17 protein-coding genes are annotated in these 20,366 nt (G+C 34.8%); 1 reads left to right on the top strand and 16 read right to left on the bottom strand.

Features of this window, described 5'->3' with window-relative positions:
* Window positions 1–382: 382 nt before the first annotated feature.
* The 10 genes from ACFVT8_RS21960 to ACFVT8_RS21915 form a co-directional block, all read right to left on the bottom strand.
* Window positions 383–532 (bottom strand): hypothetical protein, encoded by a 150-nt coding sequence (locus ACFVT8_RS21960; protein ID WP_387084095.1) that lies wholly within the window; start codon window positions 530–532, stop codon window positions 383–385.
* 110 nt (window positions 533–642) lie between these two features.
* A complete protein-coding gene (locus tag ACFVT8_RS21955) occupies window positions 643–1,245 on the bottom strand; it encodes a DUF2306 domain-containing protein (RefSeq protein ID WP_387084097.1) in 603 nt (200 codons plus the stop codon).
* 821 nt (window positions 1,246–2,066) lie between these two features.
* Window positions 2,067–2,780: an MraY family glycosyltransferase gene (locus tag ACFVT8_RS21950; RefSeq protein ID WP_387084099.1), complete on the bottom strand. Its 714-nt coding sequence runs from the start codon at window positions 2,778–2,780 to the stop codon at window positions 2,067–2,069.
* 612 nt (window positions 2,781–3,392) lie between these two features.
* The gene (gdh, locus tag ACFVT8_RS21945; protein WP_387084101.1) at window positions 3,393–4,178 is read right to left on the bottom strand and encodes a glucose 1-dehydrogenase; all 786 of its coding nucleotides are present in this window, start codon (window positions 4,176–4,178) and stop codon (window positions 3,393–3,395) included.
* A gap of 16 nt (window positions 4,179–4,194) precedes the next feature.
* Window positions 4,195–5,052: a RhaT/GlcU family sugar-proton symporter gene (locus ACFVT8_RS21940; protein WP_387084103.1), complete on the bottom strand. Its 858-nt coding sequence runs from the start codon at window positions 5,050–5,052 to the stop codon at window positions 4,195–4,197.
* Between the two features lie 600 nt (window positions 5,053–5,652).
* The gene (locus tag ACFVT8_RS21935) at window positions 5,653–6,198 is read right to left on the bottom strand and encodes a GNAT family N-acetyltransferase (protein ID WP_387084105.1); all 546 of its coding nucleotides are present in this window, start codon (window positions 6,196–6,198) and stop codon (window positions 5,653–5,655) included.
* Window positions 6,199–6,627: 429 nt separating this feature from the next.
* On the bottom strand, window positions 6,628–7,038 hold the full coding sequence (locus ACFVT8_RS21930) for a hypothetical protein (RefSeq protein WP_387084107.1): 411 nt from the start codon (window positions 7,036–7,038) through the stop codon (window positions 6,628–6,630).
* A gap of 198 nt (window positions 7,039–7,236) precedes the next feature.
* Window positions 7,237–7,881 (bottom strand): hypothetical protein, encoded by a 645-nt coding sequence (locus ACFVT8_RS21925; RefSeq protein ID WP_387084109.1) that lies wholly within the window; start codon window positions 7,879–7,881, stop codon window positions 7,237–7,239.
* Between the two features lie 775 nt (window positions 7,882–8,656).
* On the bottom strand, window positions 8,657–9,511 hold the full coding sequence (locus tag ACFVT8_RS21920) for a phosphotransferase (RefSeq protein ID WP_386831002.1): 855 nt from the start codon (window positions 9,509–9,511) through the stop codon (window positions 8,657–8,659).
* A 193-nt stretch (window positions 9,512–9,704) separates the two neighbouring features.
* Window positions 9,705–10,094 carry a VOC family protein gene (locus tag ACFVT8_RS21915; RefSeq protein ID WP_387084111.1) on the bottom strand — a complete coding sequence of 130 codons (390 nt, stop codon included), beginning with the start codon at window positions 10,092–10,094 and terminating at the stop codon, window positions 9,705–9,707.
* Between the two features lie 340 nt (window positions 10,095–10,434).
* On the opposite strand from ACFVT8_RS21915, the gene ACFVT8_RS21910 reads away from it, so the two are divergent.
* The gene (locus ACFVT8_RS21910) at window positions 10,435–11,646 is read left to right on the top strand and encodes an IS110 family RNA-guided transposase (protein ID WP_387084113.1); all 1,212 of its coding nucleotides are present in this window, start codon (window positions 10,435–10,437) and stop codon (window positions 11,644–11,646) included.
* A gap of 705 nt (window positions 11,647–12,351) precedes the next feature.
* On the opposite strand, the gene ACFVT8_RS21905 is transcribed toward ACFVT8_RS21910, so the two are convergent.
* The 6 genes from ACFVT8_RS21905 to ACFVT8_RS21880 form a co-directional block, all read right to left on the bottom strand.
* Entirely contained in the window at window positions 12,352–12,765 is a 414-nt protein-coding gene (locus ACFVT8_RS21905; protein ID WP_387084115.1) for a hypothetical protein, read from the bottom strand.
* 118 nt (window positions 12,766–12,883) lie between these two features.
* Entirely contained in the window at window positions 12,884–13,396 is a 513-nt protein-coding gene (locus ACFVT8_RS21900) for a hypothetical protein (protein ID WP_387084117.1), read from the bottom strand.
* A 368-nt stretch (window positions 13,397–13,764) separates the two neighbouring features.
* Entirely contained in the window at window positions 13,765–14,835 is a 1,071-nt protein-coding gene (locus tag ACFVT8_RS21895) for a glycosyltransferase (RefSeq protein ID WP_387084119.1), read from the bottom strand.
* Between the two features lie 156 nt (window positions 14,836–14,991).
* A complete protein-coding gene (locus tag ACFVT8_RS21890; protein WP_387084121.1) occupies window positions 14,992–15,750 on the bottom strand; it encodes a hypothetical protein in 759 nt (252 codons plus the stop codon).
* Window position 15,751: 1 nt separating this feature from the next.
* Window positions 15,752–19,534 carry a DEAD/DEAH box helicase gene (locus ACFVT8_RS21885; protein WP_387084123.1) on the bottom strand — a complete coding sequence of 1,261 codons (3,783 nt, stop codon included), beginning with the start codon at window positions 19,532–19,534 and terminating at the stop codon, window positions 15,752–15,754.
* Between the two features lie 119 nt (window positions 19,535–19,653).
* The gene (locus ACFVT8_RS21880) at window positions 19,654–20,208 is read right to left on the bottom strand and encodes an NADPH-dependent FMN reductase (RefSeq protein WP_387084126.1); all 555 of its coding nucleotides are present in this window, start codon (window positions 20,206–20,208) and stop codon (window positions 19,654–19,656) included.
* Window positions 20,209–20,366: the final 158 nt, after the last annotated feature.

Raw genomic sequence — 20,366 nt, 5'->3', positions numbered from 1 at the left:
TAACTAAAGACCTGTTACTTCGATGAGGATTCAGTTGCTTGTTTTATCCAATCATTTATATCCTCTTCATTATGAAGATAATTTGTTGGTGAATCTAATATGTCTATTCCACTAAGTAAAATTAGCAAATCCATCATCTATCACATATAAAGTAGCCCAATCGGAAACTTCTTCCCTTGTTATTTCTCTTATAAGAACTAATTTATTCTTTTTATTATTTCGCTTATAGTGGGTTGGTCATTCCACACCACTCAGCAATGCTAAACTCAAGCCCCCGTTAGTTTAAGTGCATTCCCTCACAAAGTACAACATCGCGATACATTTAAAATACAACAGGTTAGAGAATCTGAATTTTTATCCCTTCAATTGAAAAACTATTGGTTCAAGTCAATACACCCTTCACAGATTCCGATTCTAATTCCTTAATATCCTCTATCAGCATTTCAACATGCTCTTCTTTTGTAGCCCCAACTAGTACAAAATCTAACAACACTGTGTATAGGCCAATAGCTTTTATTTGAGAAGGTGTCATTGTATTTAATTGTTCTTTAACATTTTTATCATTAGCTTTTTCTTTTATTTGTTTGTATTGTTTCTAGAAGTATGATTGCTGTTAAGAGAAAACGAAAAGAAGATAATTAATTACCTCCTTCTTATAAACAATTCAGCCATTAGTAAACTTAACAACAAACATAACCATATAGATATTTGATAAGCTATTTCAACATTTATACCCAGACCACTATTAAAAATCGTTTTTAAAACATATAACTCTGTATTCGCTAATGTAAGTGTGTAGCTACGAATCATCCATTTTCGATGTTCTTGTACTATTTTCTTACGGATTGTCATATAGGCCATCCAAGTTGCAATTAGCCAGCTTATGTCCAAAAGAATAAAACCTAGTGTACTTATTAGCCCTCCCGTCGCATAAAAGGCCAAGTAAAGCGACGGAACAAAATTTAGAACTATGGATGCTATGTATATTTTTCCTGAGATTCTGTGAAAGTTTATTTTCTTTTTTCTTATCTTATACACAAATCCAAACGGGCCAATAAATAGAGACACTAAGGCTAATACAATGTGGAGACGTAGCACTATAAACCATATATCTTGATTGATTGAAAACGTTTTATGAGATAAAAAATTCGAAAAGATAGGATCGACGATGAAATTTTTCGAAAACGTGTGAAGCGTCCAGGCAAAAGAAATAAAAAATAAGGCACCTATCAGTATTTTCCTCATAATTTTTAGACTCCTTCCCAAAACTGAAACTTTAATAATTTTGATAAATTCACCAGACCGGACTGTCCGGTCTGATTTAACATACTATATTCTCTTCCGTGTTACAATCTAGAATATTGAAGGTTCATTACTTTGTAATATTCTTTAACGAGTTTAAAATCTTACAAATAGTTCTGCAAGTGGCTACTATAACGATCAATAATACATAGATGTAGATTTGAAATAAAAATCATACTTGTAGTTTATCTCTATACTTTAGTCAACACCAAACTAAATCGAAACTTCTGAATTCGTGAGTGTATCAACTTTTCCTTAAACCCATTTTCAGAGAAAAACTATCTATTTCCGAAAAAAAGAACCAATTGAAGTTAATTGCTTAACTCTGGTTCTTTTCTGAGTAATATTGTAAAAGTATTCTTACTTGTTCAATACTATGAAGCATATGTTCATTATTTAAAAATAAACGACTCGTCCACCAACTGTTTTGAAACAAAGTTAAAACGAACCGAAATACTTTCGAAATATCTGTTGGATCTGGAAGCAAAGCAGCAGGAATTAGATCACATGATTTCACTTACAAAAGAGAAGCTAGCCGTTTATCTCGAGCTTTCCAAAGGGAGTTACGAAGCTCCAATATAAGTATGGCCTTAAACTTAATGAATTGCGCCACCTTACTGAGCTATAACCGGGCACTGGAATAAACCTACACTTATTTGTTGAGCAAATCTGCCCGGTAGTTCAATAAGCCTTACCCCATTAAATGGCCCGATTGTTGAACAACACTCTAAACTGCCCCGTTAGTTTAAAAAGAACTTTAGCTTCTAAATAAAGCGATATTTACTTGAAAATTGCGTGATAACCAAAATAATCGTTAACCCCACAACGAGATACCACATTATATGAAAAGGAACTATGAACATTAATACTCCAAATAAAATAGCTGTTAAAGTGCTAACTGTAATTAATTGTATACTCGTAAATTTATCTTTAATAAAATAATATAAAGTGAGTGGTAGTGCTAAAGTAAATAACGGAATATAAATTGTTACAATAGATGATTCAATGAGGGATATTGAAAGCACGGCTATTATGAAACCTATTGACGTAGTAAGCGTTCTTCCCACAAATACTTTACCAGTAAAATAGCCGTATAGCAGAATAAACATAAGCGTTAAACTAGAACAAATCCCCGTTATTAAAACAAATGGATGACCTATGACGAAAGCTGCTATTGAGAAAAAAACTAAAGAAACGAATGGCAACAGCAATATTGAAGGATTTTGCACTTTTTCTATATTCATTACATTTGTAAAACTTACAAGAAGTAATAAAGTAAATGGAACCGTCAAATATCCTAATTCAAAGTTATTACCTAGACTAATATGATTAACCTCGAGGTTTCCGACCATTATGATTACAAGTGACGCACTGATTTGACCAAGCATCCCCCAAATGCTTGATAATTTAAAAGCTTGAGTAAGCTTATCCGTAATTACAATTGAAACGACACCAATAAATAAAGCTAAATATAACAAATTCTCCCCTCCCAAAGTAATTCTTTAGAAATACTCAAAGTTAAATATTCTAACTCTAAATTATACAGTATATGTAAAAATACACAAATACTACGTCAGTGCTTATTGAACTAAACTGCTTCATTAGTTGAATAATACCTAAAATCATTTTATTTGTATTTAATCCCCTATTATTATCTCTAATCAAATCAATTGCTCTAGCAACCTGACCTGTCGTTGTAAGACAATCTTACCCCTATTCAAGTAGAAATCTAGAAAAGAACTATGCAGCTATCTTTTTTGATATTCAATTGGTTTTAGATGGCTGAGTCGTTTTTGAAAACGTTTGAGTTGTAAAAATAAATATATTCTTCGAAGCTTGTATATTTCCTCATCTGTTTCTAAATGCGAGTGATAAATACAATACAATTTCATTTGAAAATGAAGGTGTTTTCTTCCCTTTTTCCTAGAAAAATAAAAAAGGCATTGGAGGGGGTATAAATGCCCGTTAAGTTCCAATGCCAGTTTTTATTTATGCTATTTTTTAATTAAATCTCTAATGCATCAATGAAGATGGTATAAGAATTTAACTACTCTGTACGAGGAGAATAACTCCATCTCTATTACTGCTACTCACCCACGACCAGCTTGGAATTCAGGATATAAAGTCATACCACCATCCGCAAATAGAGTAGTACCTGTTACATAACTAGCCTGTGATGAAGCAAGCCATGCTGCTACTGCAGCAATCTCCTCCGGTTTTCCAATATAGCCCATAGGAACCATACTTTCTACATCAGCACGTTTTGCTGGATCTGCAAATTTTTCAGCATTAATAGGTGTATTGATCGCACCAGGCCCGATATTATTGACACGAATTCCTTTAGGAGCATATTCTAACGCTAAAGTTTCAGTCATTAATTTAATGCCCCCTTTACTAGCGGCGTAATGCACGAATAAAGGCCAAGGAATTTGCTGATGAACACTAGACATATTGATAACAGAACCTTTAATATCGTTCTCCACGAAATATTTAATCGCTTCACGACTTCCTAAAAACGCACCCGTTAAATTTGTATTGATGACTCTATTCCAGTCGCTTAATGGCATCTCATGAGAAGCTACTGGATTTTCAATACCAGCATTATTAATCATTACATCCAGGGTTCCAAACTCTTTTACAGCAGTCTGAACGAGGTTGATGACATCCCCTTCAACTGATACATCTCCTTTTACAGCTATGGCTTCCCCACCTGCTTTTTTCACTTCTTCAACAACAGTATTTGCCTCTTGTTCATTTGAATGGAAATTAACGATAACTTTTGCTTTCTCCTCGCCAAAACGCAACGCCATTGCTTTTCCTAATCCTGTTGAAGCACCTGTAATAACAATAACTTTTCCTTCTAAATCTGAATACATGTAAAATTCCTCCTTCTTATACTTTCGCCAACCCTAACATAATTCCAGCAGCGACTATAAAGATAATCCCAATGAAAATTGCTATAAGTTGTTGTTTTGTTTTTTTCTCACCTATAATAAAAATTCCGCCTAAAGTTGAAATCACAATCCCCATTTGGGAAAGAGAAAAACTTGTGGCTACCCCAACACGTGGCTGAGAGATAAATAAAAACATATTCCCAGCAGCCCAAATTAAGCCTGGGATAATATTACGAAATGCATATTTGTTAAATGGTTTATGCTTAAAGGTTAATAAAACTCCACCTATTACCATCCCGATTGCTTGTGGCAATAAAGCAGACCATCCGCTTACATTAAATAAGCGTATTATGACCACATATACTAAATATCCGAATGTTGAAACAAGTAAAATTAAAATCCCTTTCTTCAAGTTGCTTCCGTGTTCTTCTTTTTTCTCTTCTGGATTTGGAAGAGATGTAAGAACGATCCCAACAATAATACTAATAAGTGCAAGCACACCTAATATTACCGACATTGTTGTCGACCATTCATGGAACACAATTACGCCAAATAAAGTTGTGGATACTAATTGTAGCCCTGTCGAAATGGGCATTGTTTTGGAAACTCCCATTAAATCAATACTTTTCAATTGATTTGCTTGCCCTAATGCCCAAAAAAGGCCTGATACAATTCCGACTCCCAAAACTATAGGTGTCAACTCAGGTTTAACAACAAAATAAACTCCTATGGAGAAGAGCAGTGCTCCAATTGTTGTTCCAAGCACTTGACTATAAGGACCGCCACCAAGCTTGACATTAAAGAGCACAATACTTCCCCAAAACAGAGCTGGTAAAATCGCTAGGAAAATATCCATCTTTTGCTCCCCTATCTATAATAAATTTTTTTGATTGGCCATTTCACCATTGGTATAAATACGTTACTTGAAAAAGTAACTTTTCATTAGCTAAATGGGAACCAAATCAAAGAATTAGTAAAAACCCAATTCTAGTTGAAACCAACATAATTGTGTTATAGACCTGCTGATACTGTGCAATCGATAACCATAACTCCCTTCTAAAAAATCTCGAATTCGAGATGTTTATTAGTGAATATCTTGAATTCAAGATATCATTTACGAAATAAATCATATTCCTATGTCACAAATTTGTCAATAATTTAATTTGTAATTTTGTTTCTTGAAGCCGAAAGAAAATTTGTTGGTTTAGAATAAAGTTTAATTGAATACTTCCAAATTTAAAGGCACTACTGTATCTACAGAGTTTTTCTCCATAAAAAAACCAGTTCCATTAAGGTACTGGTTTGGTATAAATTACTTATAAAATTTCATTCACTCTTCAAGTAGTCGGAATTTTTTTCACCTGGTGTTACGTCGGATTGCCAAAGGGCATTTGAGCACTAAGCTTCCAATTAACAGGAAAGAGAGATCTTATTTACATAATGAAGTGAAAAGAGCTTACACATCCAAGCTGTTGATAATAGCCAATATTTGATGATCTGTCCATTTGCCATTAATCTTCAGATTTTCTTTAGCTATACCTTCTTTTTCAAACCCGACTTTTTCTAATACACGAATAGATGCTATGTTGTCAAGCATAGCTCCTGCTTCAATTCTGTGTAATTTTAATTCTGTAAAAGCAAAGTCTACAACAAGTTTTAGAGCTTCAGTTGTATAGCCCTTTCCATTATACCCCTTATCTAAAGTAAATCCCGTAGTACAGCTTTGGAGGTCTCCCCTTGAAATTTGAGTTAATGAAATGTCTCCGATAAGTTTATCAGTTGCTTTTAAAAAGATTCCAAAGGGATATAATTGTCCTTCATCTGTTTTCTTCAATGCCTGTTGAAGGCGTTGTTTTTGATATTCCTCTGTATAAAAGGTCTCTGGGAGTAATGGGCAAACTCGTTGAAAAAATTCACGATTTCTATTATGCAATCTAGCTAACTCTCTGGCGTCAGAGATTTTGTAAAGTCGAAGATAAATTTGTTCCCCTACTAGCTTCATAGAACCCCTCCAGTTTCTTTTTACAACCATTTTATTCAATTTATAAAAGAGTATGATGTATATTCTTATTGGCTATCCTGCTCCGTTAGTACAAGATCGCTGGAGGTTTACTATTTTTATATGTTTATTTGTTAAATAAAAAATATCCTTTGCCTCGGTCACAGGAATGGATCCCATTAATTTGGACCTTTCATATATTCATTAACCACATTTATTTTGAATTCTTCACTGTATTTCGCCATATAAAAACACCCCTAAAGTTAGATTTTTGACTCTAACTTTAGGGGTGCAGGACCACGTGTAGATTAAATCTTGTCTTTTTGGTTTGATATTTGGTGAATCAAACTTTAACTAAAGTCCTCGTTAGTTGAAGAACAAAAGCGATTCTTATTCAACAATCACACCCGTTTGCGGATATATGAAAATTGATTAACCCTCAACAAGCCCATAATATTTATAAAGTTTACCTTCTGATTCTACGAGTAAAATTGGTCCTCCAATTTCTTCTTTTTCTTTAACCGAAAAGACTTTTGCACCAACAGGCAATTTGTTCGACATTTCGTCTTTAAAGTTTGTATCTGTATCGTTTTTTGTTTTTATTTCTCCTACCTGTTCGCCTTTTGTTAAGGTTAGTTCTTCAACCCAATCAATTCCAGTCTGATAAATCACTCCATTGAACTGAAATATATCGGCTTCAGGGTCTAATTTTAAAACCTCTTCTGCATTAGGATTTTCAGTTTCATGAACTTCTACTTTACCTTTATCCGATGAATTAGAACATCCGACAGCAGTTAATAAAACGAACATAACCAAACCCAAAAATAATCTTGACACTTTCATGTTATCCCTCCTCGGATTGTTAGACGGATAAAGGTTAATTAAGTTACCTATTTGTTCCATAAAGTGACCCGATTGTTTAACACAAGTCAAACAACACTGTTCGACTAACCTGCCCCATCAGTTCAATAAGAAAAAAAGAGCTGCATATGCAACTCAATGATCTTCAAGTAACGCACTCCGTTAGTTGAAGAAACGTATCTACTTAAATTCATTTGCAAATGCACCATTTTCGTTATGCAATAAATATCTTTTATCATTAACTACATTATGGTAATCAATTTCTAAAAAATATGTTGCTTTACTTAGAACGTCATAAAAGAAAGGAACAAACTCCAAATCTTTAAAAACATAAACTTCTATTTGTTCATCATTATTTCTATATGCTTCAAATACACGATGGTTTCCATTGATACAATAAGGTTTGTTGTTGGTTAAATATCGACTCTGAAGTACCATTACAGGATTTTTATGATTGGGTTTTATTCGGTTTGGGTCTTTATTTATGTTACCTTGGTCAACAGCTTCAATTATATTCGATGGAGAAGTCTTTATGGGTTTAATGTTTTTTTCTTTTATAAATGTAGTAGCCCCGTCTATGTCTAAGGTATACTCAAATACCCCAGTCGTGAACTCTGCATATAACGAGAATGTCTCCTGACCAATTGGATGTATCACTGGGTAAGTTTCATCTACAAGAGTTTGGTTTAAAATATCAGTCCATTTTGAGGCAACTTCAGCCCCATAGCTGGATTCTTTCCGCATTACTTGAATGCGTGAAATAAAGTGTTTAAAAGGTTTGAATTTCTGAGACTCTTTTTCGTATAATTCTATTTTACTTACCATTTAATATCCCCTTTGCTACTTTTATATCAAAAAATCAAATTCACTTTTTTTAGATTTCTAATAATAACCACCGTTTATACACCCCATTATTTTTTAAGACATTTTATTTACTTCTATGTAAAACAATTATTTTCCTTCTTCAATTAAACTGCTCCGATAGTTCAATAAGAAAAGGCTGTTTTCTCAAAGATTGTTGCTAAAACAAATAATATTGATTTAAGTAAATATTTAAAGAAAGAGTTTAAACTAATTTTCACGATGTTCTAATTTTTTAGTTACCTTTTTCTTTATTAAGCCTATACAACCAATAGCAATCATAAGGATTGAAATTATTTCAAGAAGCGGAAAAGCATACACACCAAGTATACCTGACCACGAATCTTGTGTTACATACTGAGTTATTCTTATAAGGAAAAAGCTGATTATAGGGGAAAAAAGTAGTACAGAGAACAGTCCCCATATAATAATCTTAGCTTGCCAAGAACGTTTATAAGCAAGACTAAAAGCCGTTATTATACAAAATATAGATAATAGAATTAGAAAAAATATCATCCTGGATATCATCCCCTTCTGCTTTTACAAATTATAACACTTCCATTTAAAGAAAATTAGAAATCTTGTGTACTAATATAAGGGGAAATGAAAATGCCTTTCCGCAAAACCATTTAGTTTGCAGAAGCAACAAACTTTACGAAAACAACCTAAGAAAAAAAGGGCTGCTAATGCAACTCAATGTTCTTCAAGTAAAGCACCCCGTTAGTCGAATAAATCGGAATTAAAAAATATCTGATTCAATTGTCCACTTTAAACGTCTAATCCATTCCTGCTTTACATCTTGTTGTGCATTTTTGACTTTATTTAATACATTCCAAACTTTATATACACAATATGCTTTTAGTTTTTCAGGAGATAATTCAATAGGAGTATTTATTTTATACGCTTCAATAAACAAGGAGTTCAATAAAGGAGCATGTTTAGGATAATGAAGTTTAGTAAACCAGCATACCCAGCCAATATCTGTTAATGGATTTGCCCATTCAGACCATTCCCAATCTAAGACGGTAAGGCTATTATTGTCTGTATATAAAACATTGTGCATTCCATAATCCCCATGTGTTAATACCCATTCTTCCTTTGTATCGTTGATTTTTATTAATACCCCTTGTGAAATTTGTTTGAGGTTTTCAGGGACAAAATCTAAGTTTAAGTTTAGGTCTTGTAAATTACATTCCTTTATTCCTTTTGAGACAAAATTATATTTTATGGAGTGGGTACTTTTAGAAAGAGACTCCCCTAAACTTTTATACAAATCTTTGGTTCGTTCTAACTCATTGTTGTCTAAAATAGATTGTCCATTTTTACCTTTTCGGTACTCCATTACAACTAACTGAACATTATCTGTTTCAATAAAGTCATAAATTTTCGGAACTACACCTGTTTTTTGAGTGATTTTTAAACAATTGACCTCATTTTTAATATCCTTGTTGAAAGAATTTGCCACTTTAACAACTAAAGGAAGATTCGTTCCATTTAATAAAAATGTTGCATTAGTATATCCCCCAGTTAAACGAACAGGTGTAAAATCACCATATTTATCTTTCAAATACTTTTTTAAAATTTGTTCTATCAAATTAACACTCCCAATCGTTCTTATCCACATATTACTATATAGATAAAAATAGCCCATCTGAATCATTAAGTTTAACATATCATATTAAACTATCCTGCTCCGTTAATTTAATAAGAAAAAAGAAAAAAAGAGCTGCATATGCAACTCAATGATCTTCAAGAAAAGCACCACGTTAGTATAACAAGCAAAACATTTAAACTCCCAAAATTGTTTTTATACGGTCATTTTCCTCTTTCTTATCCAAATACTCAAATAGTCCAAGTCGATTTCCCCAAGGGTCAGTGAAAGTTCCCCATTTTGCAGAAACTTCTTCACGGGAGTAAATCTCAAATTCATCAATTTCCAACAAATTTACTAGTCTATCTCTTTCAGCTATTATATCAGTTACCCCTAAGCGTAAAGGTCCACATTCTTCTGATGGTGTTCCTTCAGCAACTTGCAACCAGCAACCAGGGATTATCTCCCATTCAGCAAATCCGTCGTGTGGAATGAAATCAGCTTTTTTGCTTAGTAGTGCTTCATACCACTTATATCCTTCTTTAAAATCAGTAACACGAACTTGATTAGTTATTTCAAAAATCATCTATTTACCTCCTAAAATAATACATATTATATGTATTCTATAAAGTAAGAAGCAATCCTTCTTATTGAACTAACCTGCTCCGTTAGTTCAATAAAGAAAAAACATACTAAGATTAGTAGTGCAGACCAAGGCATTGGTTCGTACTACTATTTTTTTATATAGTAGAGGTGAAGAATAGGTCGGGCAGCTCTTTGGATCTTGAATCCGTAAAAAAAAACTGACCTACTTCACAACCTTATTTGAATCAGGTTTAAGATGTTGGATCCTTTGAGATCGTGTATAAGAAATGGGAATCAATAAGGCTAATGTGAAGACTTCAAAACACATAGGGAGGGAGAACATGAAACATGTCATCGCCTTTGATATTAGTATGGGAAAGAGTTATATGGTTGTCTATAACGCGCTGAAAAAATGTCAGTTGGAAAAGGAAATTGCGCACAATCGTCCGGGATTTATGGACCTTAAAAAGTTAATTGATGACTTAATTGAAGGATATGATGAGCAACCTCATATCGTATTTGAATCTACAGGAGTCTATTCAAGAACACTGGAACGTTTCATGCAAGAGAACAACTATAGTTATTGCCTATTAAATCCCTTGGAAGCAAAACTCCAATGTGATTCCTTACGGATTCACAAAACGGACCGAAGTGATGCACATCGATTGGCACTCACACACTTTACGCACGAAAGACGGATTGAAACAGATTCCAATGATGTTTACCGTCAGTTAAAACGATTATCGAGACACTACAGCGAATTGGATGATGAATTGAGCGTCACCCGCAGTCGATTGCATAAGGTCGTCCAGGAAACATTTCCTGAACTCGAGAATATCTTCACGACCAAGTCTGAACTGTTCCTAAACGTAGTACAATTATACCCTCATTCAGATCTAGTCTTGAATCATTCAAAAACAATCATTAAAAATCGAATACTCACAAATACAAATAAACGAATGGCAGTAAACAAAGCAGAGGAAAAAGCTGTTGAATTAATAGAGGCCGCAAAGCAATCTTACCCCGCCGCGTCTTCAACAGATGTGGTTTGTGATCAAGTTCGTGTATATGCTAAACGGTTTCAAGAGCTTCTCCTTCTGAAAGAACAATGTATCAGTAAAATGGAGTCGATAGCCGAAAGGCTTGAAGAGTATAGCATAATACGTAGTATTCCGGCTATTGGAGCTAACTCAGCTGTCAGAATCATAGCAGAAATTGGGAACATTCAGAGGTTTGACAACAACAGACAGTTGAATGCCTATACAGGTATTGATATTAGGCGGTATCAATCCGGGAAGTTTATAGCTAAAGACAAGATTAATAAACGCGGCAATAAACACCTACGTAAAATAATGTATCTAACCATTCAGAACATGATTAGACAGCGACGATTTGGTGGAAATCACATCGTTGAGTACTACGATAAATTAAAAACGCAACCCTATAACAAATGTCATAAGGTTGCCTCCGTCGCATGTGTAAACAAGTTATTGAAAACGATCTTCTTTCTTGTCACACATAATCAAAACTACGACTACAGGTTGGCTCCCTAGTACAGTCGTAGCATCAGTTTAACATACTAAAGCCTTATGAAAAATCGAAAAATCACTAGGCTTATTCAGCATGGCCCAATTTATCAAAATAATATCAGAGAGTTAAGAAAGTAAAGTTATTATAGATACTTGACTAATCGTAAGAAAGAGCTGCATATGCAACTCAATGATCTTCAAGTAACGCACCCGTTAGTGTAAGTGCGATTCTTCGCAAATTCCTAGATATCCGCAAATTAATTTCCTCATATTGTTCATTAAGATTCTTTGTTTCATGACATTAAAACCACCAAATATTAGTTAACTAAAAATTGAATTAGTGTTAACATATTATAAATCTCATTATTTGGAGGTGTTTTTTTGACTGAAAAGAATAGAACATTGCTTAGCTCGGTTTATTGTTTGGCATTAGGTTCATTAGGAGGATATAGAATCTTTACAAACAACATAGAAGCTATGTCAATACTAGTAGCATATATTTTCTTTATTACTGGATCGATAGGCTTTGTTTTTAGTGTTGTAAAGTTGTCTAGGATTAAACAAACTTAGCGTTGCTTTATTGCATCGCTTTTCTTATTGCTACTGAACAATATCCTTCAGATATTCATTCAATGTAGTAATGGAATTTAAAATTCCGCATTGGTATATCTGTTTAAAGTAACCTTCTTCTTCAAGTAAAGCACGCTGTTAGTCAAGAACAAAAAGGCATTAATCCTTATCGTTCATTAGCGAAACAACTAATTTTTTTGTCTTCTTTTTCTTAAACATTAAATCAGAAAAAGACAATCCAAATGATGTCGCCAAAGGAACACCTAAATCCCACACATCCATTTTCTTATTTAAAATATAAAAAACAAGATAGTGTGCAACACTTATAAAAATAAACCAAATAATAAGTGTAAAAACCCTTTTTCTTATTTGAATCCAATTTAACTTCCTCATATTTGCAGTAACCATTGCGATGATAAATATGCCATATAGAAGTAGATAAATTACATACCCTGTAATTAATTTAAGAGAAAACGAAGTATCAATATCTTTATATATAATAAATATCGAAAGTATGGTTCCTGTCAAAAATACTATAAACAAAATTAAGTTTAAAGAAATATATTTCTTCATATTTTCATCCCTTACCTTCAAAGTCTTGATGCCTTTTGATTATCTCAAAATATCAAAACATTCACATTGTTAAATTGTTCCTTATTCAACTATCCTGCCCCGTTAGTTCAATAGGAATTTAATTGATTGAACTAAACTCTATTAAATTAGATATATTGTATTCTTTTTCTATTTGTTCATTTTTATTGTTAGTCCATGACACTGTGATTTTTTCATTATTAAACGCTTTTCTAATATCATCATCATTCAAACCTTTTGTATAAAAAACAAATTCGTGGTGGTATGTTGCAGAATTTCCGCTGTCATTATCCTGACTATACCATCTACCATTCCAATATCGTGTGATGTCATCTATCCCATTCAACACTTGCGGCAGATTCTCAAATTTATACATTTCGATTTTTCTTTCTTTCACTGAATCAGTATGTTTCATATTGAAATTAAACTCAAAAATTTTAAAGTCTTCCTGCTTTGGTTCTATTAAATCTTTAGTAGCCCCAATTTTTCTGTATTCTTCATCACTTACTGGAGAAACTTTGGCTTCAATTTCTATCAGTGGTGCTTTATCATTACATGCTGTTAGTAATACTAAACAAATTAACACCGCGAAAATCAAACTTAATTTTTGCATAATCACACTCCAATATATTCAATATTTAAATATTCGAATTATAACATTAACTCTTCAAATAACCAGCTCAGTTAGTTGAAGAGCAGCAATTGGAAAATTGCCTAATTTAAAGAGCAAATTCACGTTAATTGTGAATTTGCTCTTTTTCCATGGTTCAAAAAAATGTTTACGATGAACTGCATACTCAAACTCCCAAAACATATGTTGAGTTAACAGAATGTTCACAAAACAGAAGGGAGATGAATAGATGGATGCTCGAACTTTCAGACCTCGGAATGTGATTTGTATGGCCATTATCGTTTTTATATCGGTGTTAATTGGGTACGGTATATATATAAATTTTATTGATGTTCCCTTTCCATGACGCCTTATTTCTTTAACTGACTTAACAAGTATTTTCGGTTGTCTAGTATGCGTTGATCGTTTGGCTTAAATTTACGTGCTGTCTCATTATGCTGATATGCATTTTCATAGAGACGTAAGCGATTGTATAACAAACTTAACTGTAAATGAGGAAGCCATGTAGAATAAGCATGCTTTTGAATACCCATTGTTGCTAAAGGTTGCTGTAATGCTTGTGAATACCAATAAATAGCCTCTTTATTTTTCGATTGCTCCATAAAAAAATGACCGATTCGACAGCATGTTTCTGGTCTTGGTCGATCATATAATAATGATTGTAATATAGCTTGTGTTGCTTGTTTTGAATCGTGTAGCTGTTGGTAGCAACCTGCTAAATTTAAACAGGCTTCTATATTTTCATCAGCAGTGCCTTTTGTGGAATCAAGGAAAATATTATAGTGATTGATAGCTTCTAAATATCGCTGATGATTTTTTAGTTCATTTGCGTAATGAAAAGTTTCTCTAGCTGAAAATGGGTGCCCTTCTTTCATTAAACGTTCATAAATACGAATATTGCGATGAATATCACTTTTTCTTGGCAAATGTGTAACTGCTATATCGCTATGATAAAGCTGGCCTGTTACATCTAAATACTCATGGACGGCACCCCGCCACTGAAAATTATTTGCACGTTTTACGAGGCGAAACCTTTTTTCACTCGATTCTACACAGCCATTAGCATCCAACGTTACGTAATAATCCATTGAAACAGCATCGACATTTGGATGATAAAGTGACTGCTTAAGCTGTAGAAACTTTTGCTGATGTTCTGTGGTAATTACATCATCTGCATCGAGCCATAAAATAAAATCTTTCGTGGCTTGTTGAAAGGAAAAGTTACGGGCTTTGGCAAAGTCGTCACACCAGGTAAAATCAAAAATTCGAGAGGTATAGTTTCGGACGATATCTTTTGTACGATCAGTTGAACCTGTATCTATAATATTGATTTCATCCACTATATGTTGAACGGAATCTAGGCATCTTTCAATAATACATTCTTCATTTTTGACAATCATACATAAACTAATCGTAAACATCGGTCCCCTCCTTTTTTTGTAATAATATATGCGAGCTTAAAAATTTATCGATGTTTTTTATCATTTTATCGCTCAACTTTTTGAATTTGTCGCCCAGCTTTCATTTTTTATCTACATAAACAAAAAACGAACGTTGCACACGTTCGTCTTTTTGTTTTATAAGTATTGTTCACGCCACTTTAGTTGTTCTTTTTCTGTGAGCTGTTGTTCTAAGTGTGAATCCCATTGATTTAACAGCGCATTCCATACACGAACGAACAAGATATCTTGCTCTTTATTGTGTAAGACGAATTCAAGACACGGGATATCATTAATTTGTTTTGCGTCTGTTTGAACAATTTTTGAAATTATTTTTTGAGATGCTCCAGCTCCAGCTTTTTCTTCATCCTCTTGTTGTAGCGCTTCTATTAACATTGCTTCTTCGAAATGTTCCTGCTTCTCAGCCCTTTCATCCACATAGCGATATAACTCTGGTAGATCATCATATTCTTCTATATTGTCCTCGTCGACGGCAAGAAATGCAAGATGGCAAGGGCTATAGTAGAGGTTGGCCATTTCTACTTCTAACTCCTCTTCAAAGATACCACGTTCCAATTGCTGCTGCCCTTTAGAGGTTAATCTATAGAAGCCTTCCGTTTGCTCAATAAGACTTACTCGAGACATTAACGATACTAAATCCTCAATAAATAACGGATCGACTAGTAATAGCTCACTTAATTCTTGTGCATTTGCAAAATCTGCTTCCTGTATGCTCATTAACAGCATTGTCATCAAGACATCCATAGTAGAACGACGTACTGGCTCATAGGTCACTTCTACTGTTCGAATGGGAATACACCATTCATCGGTCTTGACGATTTTAATGTTTCGATTTTGCTGAAGTTCACGCATTAAGCGCTGCTGTAATTTTGACAATCTATATCACCTGTCCTTCGTGATTACGCAAGCCGTTATAGGATTTTACTGTCTCTAACAGATTGCTGTACATCTCTCGTGTATCTTGATGCTTCGCACGTTTGGCAAACATTTCAGCACTTCCGACAAGTAGTAATAGCTCGCGCGCACGAGATAAGGCAACATTTAAGCGACGATAATCTCTTGCAAAGCCAACGTCTCCCCCTTTAGGAGTATTACGTACCATACTAACTAATATGACGTCCATCTCCATACCTTGGAACTTATCGACTGTCCCTGTTCTAAATTGAAGATGTGGTAGCTGTAATTCCTGTTGCAGAAGGCGATTGATTTTCTTTACTTGCTCCCCGTAGAAGCTAATAACCCCAACGCTTTTTTGCGCATCTTGAGGCATGCGTCCTGCTTCTTTAGCTTCAATAACAGACTTATTCAAATCTATTAAAATACGTCGAATTGTTTGTAATTCACCCTCATTGTAACGACTCGTTCCGCCCTTTACTTGCTCCTCTAAATAAGGCTTTTCGGTCGGAATATCAACCCATAGCAGATGATCATCACGGTTCATAAATTGACCTTCTAGGCAATGATCTCGTGCCGCATCTGAATCTGGTAAGCCACATTGCAGGCCATTTTCCTCTTTCGCGTAAAATGGTGTAATACTGTGCATAATTTTTTCATGCATTCGGTACTGCAATGCCAGCATTTGCTTATGTGTTTGCGGTAAGTTATTAAATAAACGTTCAAACAGTGATTCACGCAGCAAATTTTTTAATTCCTGCGCACCATCGAAGTCTGGATTTTCATCGAGCATCGCCTTTAACGTTTCCTCCAATGTATCGTCTCCAAGTAGTGGAGGTAGCTGATGATGATCGCCTACTAAAATAACTTTTTTACCCTTAAGCATCGGTAATAATAGCTCTGGTGGTGTTGCCTTTGATACTTCATCAATAATGACAACATCAAACGTCGGGTAGTTCTCCATAAATTCCTTACTCGCTGAAGCAACGCATGTTGTACCGATAACATTCGCATGACGCACATATAATTTACGAATTTCATCTAAATCATATTCAGTAGCATTTTGCAGCTTGTCACGCCATTGCTCTTGTAATTTTTTTCGAAGAGGTAGCTGCTGTTCCTTGCGCTGTAATTCCACAATTGATGTTTTCGAGGTTGCAATTGCTTCCACTACTTCCTCGGAAGTGCGCTCTGGTGTTGATTGTAGAAGTTTTGTGCATGCTGTGAGCTGCTTCTCCTTCTTCAATCCAGCTATATTAATTTCTTTAATATTTTCTTCTAATTGTGTTAACTGCTGCTCAACCTCTTGTAAGCTAATCTGCGCTGTTTGAAGTGCCGCTTTCTTTGGTAGGAGCTGTGTATGAGCATGCTCTACTGCCTCAAGCTGTTGACATGCTATTTGAAGAGAAGATTTTGATTGCGATACAAGCATTTTTAAATGCTCTACAGACTCTTCTGGCTCAGCATCAATTTGGAATGTCTCAGCTAGCTGCTGCAGTCGTTCTGTATGCTGTAAAAATGGTTGTAATTGTCGCTGTATGCTTTGAACATCAAAGCTTGTAATTGCACATTCTTGATGTAATAAGCCACCAATACCTTTACGTAACGACTCAAATTCTTGATCTTTATGATCTTGTTGTTGTTTAAGGGCTACACCTTTTTGCCAGACAAAATCACGACGCATATATAATCCGAGCAAGAAACTCTCAATTTGCTCGGTAGGTGGTGTTTGATCATCTTGAAAGGCTGTATTGAGTTGTGCAAAAACACCTGTTAGATTTTGCAAAGAAAACGATTGAACTGGCTGCACTCTACTTTTAGCAAGGGCACGTTCTTTTTCTTCATCAGATACAAATGCCTCAAGCTTTGCGATCGCTTTTTGTAAACGTGAATTGATGGTTGCCCATGCCTCTAAATCTTTAGCATCCTCTAAATGCTGCAATCGATTAATTTGCTGTGAAAGCACATAGGATGGGCGAATTTGATAATGTTGTAAAAATCGTTGGATTCGCTCATACGACGTTAAAGTATCAATATATTGTTCGGCATCCTTCATTAATCGAAGACGATTATTTTCCTCTTCATATTTCGATTGGATATCTTTGAACTGCAGTTCTAGATGTTGCTTTTGCTCTTGCAGCTCCTTATATTGAGCACCTGCTTCCAATTGCTCAATCTTTTGAGTAGTTTCCTCTATAGTAAGCTTTAACTGCTCTAAAGATGGGCTTTCAGTAAGGGTCTGCTCAAGCGACTTTACAGCAGGCTCGATTTGCGCCAACTGTTTTTCGTAATGTTCTTTATGCGCCTCGTTCTCCTGCTGCTCAGTTTTTGCAGCCTTTAATTCTTTCTTTAACGCTTGTATTTCCTGCTGTAAAATTGGCTCGTCAATTGCAGCCTGTTCTTTTGCAGCTATTTCTTTTGCTAGCTCCTCAAGCCATGCCTCAAGCTTTTCTAGCTCTTCCTCAGCCTTGGTAATACTTAATTTTAGTTCTTGTTCACGTTCTGTAAAGGCTATGATTTCCTCTTCAATCGCTGCAAGAGTTTGCTCACGCCAATGAAGCGCAACATTTTCCTCAATAAATTTTTTACCCTCTTCTTCAATGCTTTCCGTTCTACCATAGCGTAAAATTCGAATTTCTTGATTAGAAAGAAGTCTTCCTAATGCATTATCCACGGCTAGGTTTGATTGAGAAGCCACGAGTGTTTTTAAGCCAGCTTTAACATTTTGCTGACAAATTTCAGAAATAACGGTTGTCTTCCCTGTGCCAGGAGGTCCTTGAATTACATACAAATCTTCAACAGACAATGCTCCTAAAACAGCGCGGCGTTGATATTCGTTTAAATTATTGTGAAAAACAATATCCTCACGAAGCTTTGATGCTCGGACTGTTGGACGTTTTTCAAATAGTATTGTCTCTAAATTAGGGTTAACTGCCTCGCCTTTTTCTAACTTCGTAAAACCATTGCGTAATCGTCTAATTTGACTCAATGTCGCAAAGTTACTAAAGCTCGCCTGCTTTGAACGAAGATTAAGTTGATCTTTACGTGCTAAATCTTGCACAAAAGGCTTTAAGTCAATTTCTATCGTCTGCTTCCCTGCATTAGCCTTTAAAACTTGTCCAATTTCACCGCGTACCCCTTGAATGCTTACACTTAACCCTTCAAGCTTCTTCCATTCCTTCGATTTTATATACGGGCAGACAATTGTCAGCCTAGTAAAATCTTCATTAAAATAGCTTTGCTTAAACTCTGTATGAATATCATCAATGGTCGCATCGCGTTCTTGAATTTTTAAATAGCCTTCCCAGCTCGAGATACGCTTTTTCACATATTCTGTGCGTTCCTCGGCTATCGGTAGCCCTCTTATTTTTGTATGAAGATCCAGCGGAATCCCTGCTCCATTATTAGGTCTTGTGACAAATTCCAACGCTGCTGGTAAGCGTCGGTTTGTATTGATTGGGCCTCGCATATGTACAAAACGAATATTTGTAGCTAACAATCCTTCAACCTTTAACACACAATCCATAATGGCTGTTTTCTCAGCAATCACGTCGGATAACTTTTCATTTTGCTCCGCATTAAAATAAATCGATAAAAATGTTTCACCAACCGTTTTTGCTTTGCGCTTTTCGATATAGACGGTGAACGTTTTCTGTAAGGCAAAAAAGGCATGCTCATTTGCTGAGCATTCCTCTACCGCTTCCTTCGCCTTATTAGTCAATATTAGACTACAGCGTTGTTTTTCTAGTATAGCGATGTCCTGCATGAGCAGCCCTCCCTTCCGTTTCACTAAAATTCTATTTTATCACATCGTAAAAGAATTCTTGAAAAGAAAAATCCCCTGCACAGTGATTTCCTTCCACTGCACAAGGGATGAATTTTATTTTAATGTTGATCAATGGGTTCTTTCGGCAATGTTTTGCTCATTTCACAATATTGAACAAAAACACGAGCCAATTCACGTAAACGATTATGAACATCTTCGTCGACAATCTTGTTATCTGCATCAAAATGAGATGTGTGTGTGTATACATAGTTCGGCGTTACAAGTGCACGGAAGTAGTCTAAAATTGGTTTTAACTGATTTTCTACTACTAAATGGTGCTGATACGTGCCACCATTTGCCACAATCGATACTGGCTTATAGCGCATTGTTTTTGGATGCAAGAAGTCAAATGCATTTTTTAAAACGCCCGGAATTGATGCTTGGAAAATCGGTGTAGCGATAATATACGCATCCGCTTCTTCGAACTTTTTAATCATTTCTTTCATGTCATCATTTAACGGTGAACCGTCTACAATTTGATGCTTATATTGACTAAAATGCATAATTTCTAACTCGAAACTTGCATCTAATTCTTTAATATATTGCTCCACTTGCTCTAAAATAGCACCAGTTTTACGACCAAACATCGTGCCATCAACGAGTAAAATTTTCATTATCACTTTGCCTCCACATTCATCTTCTACAATAATATTGTAACAAATGAAAAGAGGCACGGAAAGAAATGTAGTGGTTAAAACCGTAATTTCAGTCTTTAGGCGGAACGTAGTCTGCTTAAGAAATATGCTTTCTAAAAGTTATTAAAATAATATTT

The organism is Lysinibacillus sp. NPDC058147 (assembly GCF_042884205.1).
Taxonomy (GTDB): domain Bacteria; phylum Bacillota; class Bacilli; order Bacillales_A; family Planococcaceae; genus Lysinibacillus.
The sequence above is the reverse complement of the archived record's forward strand: the minus strand, read 5'-3'. Positions and strand labels throughout refer to the sequence as shown.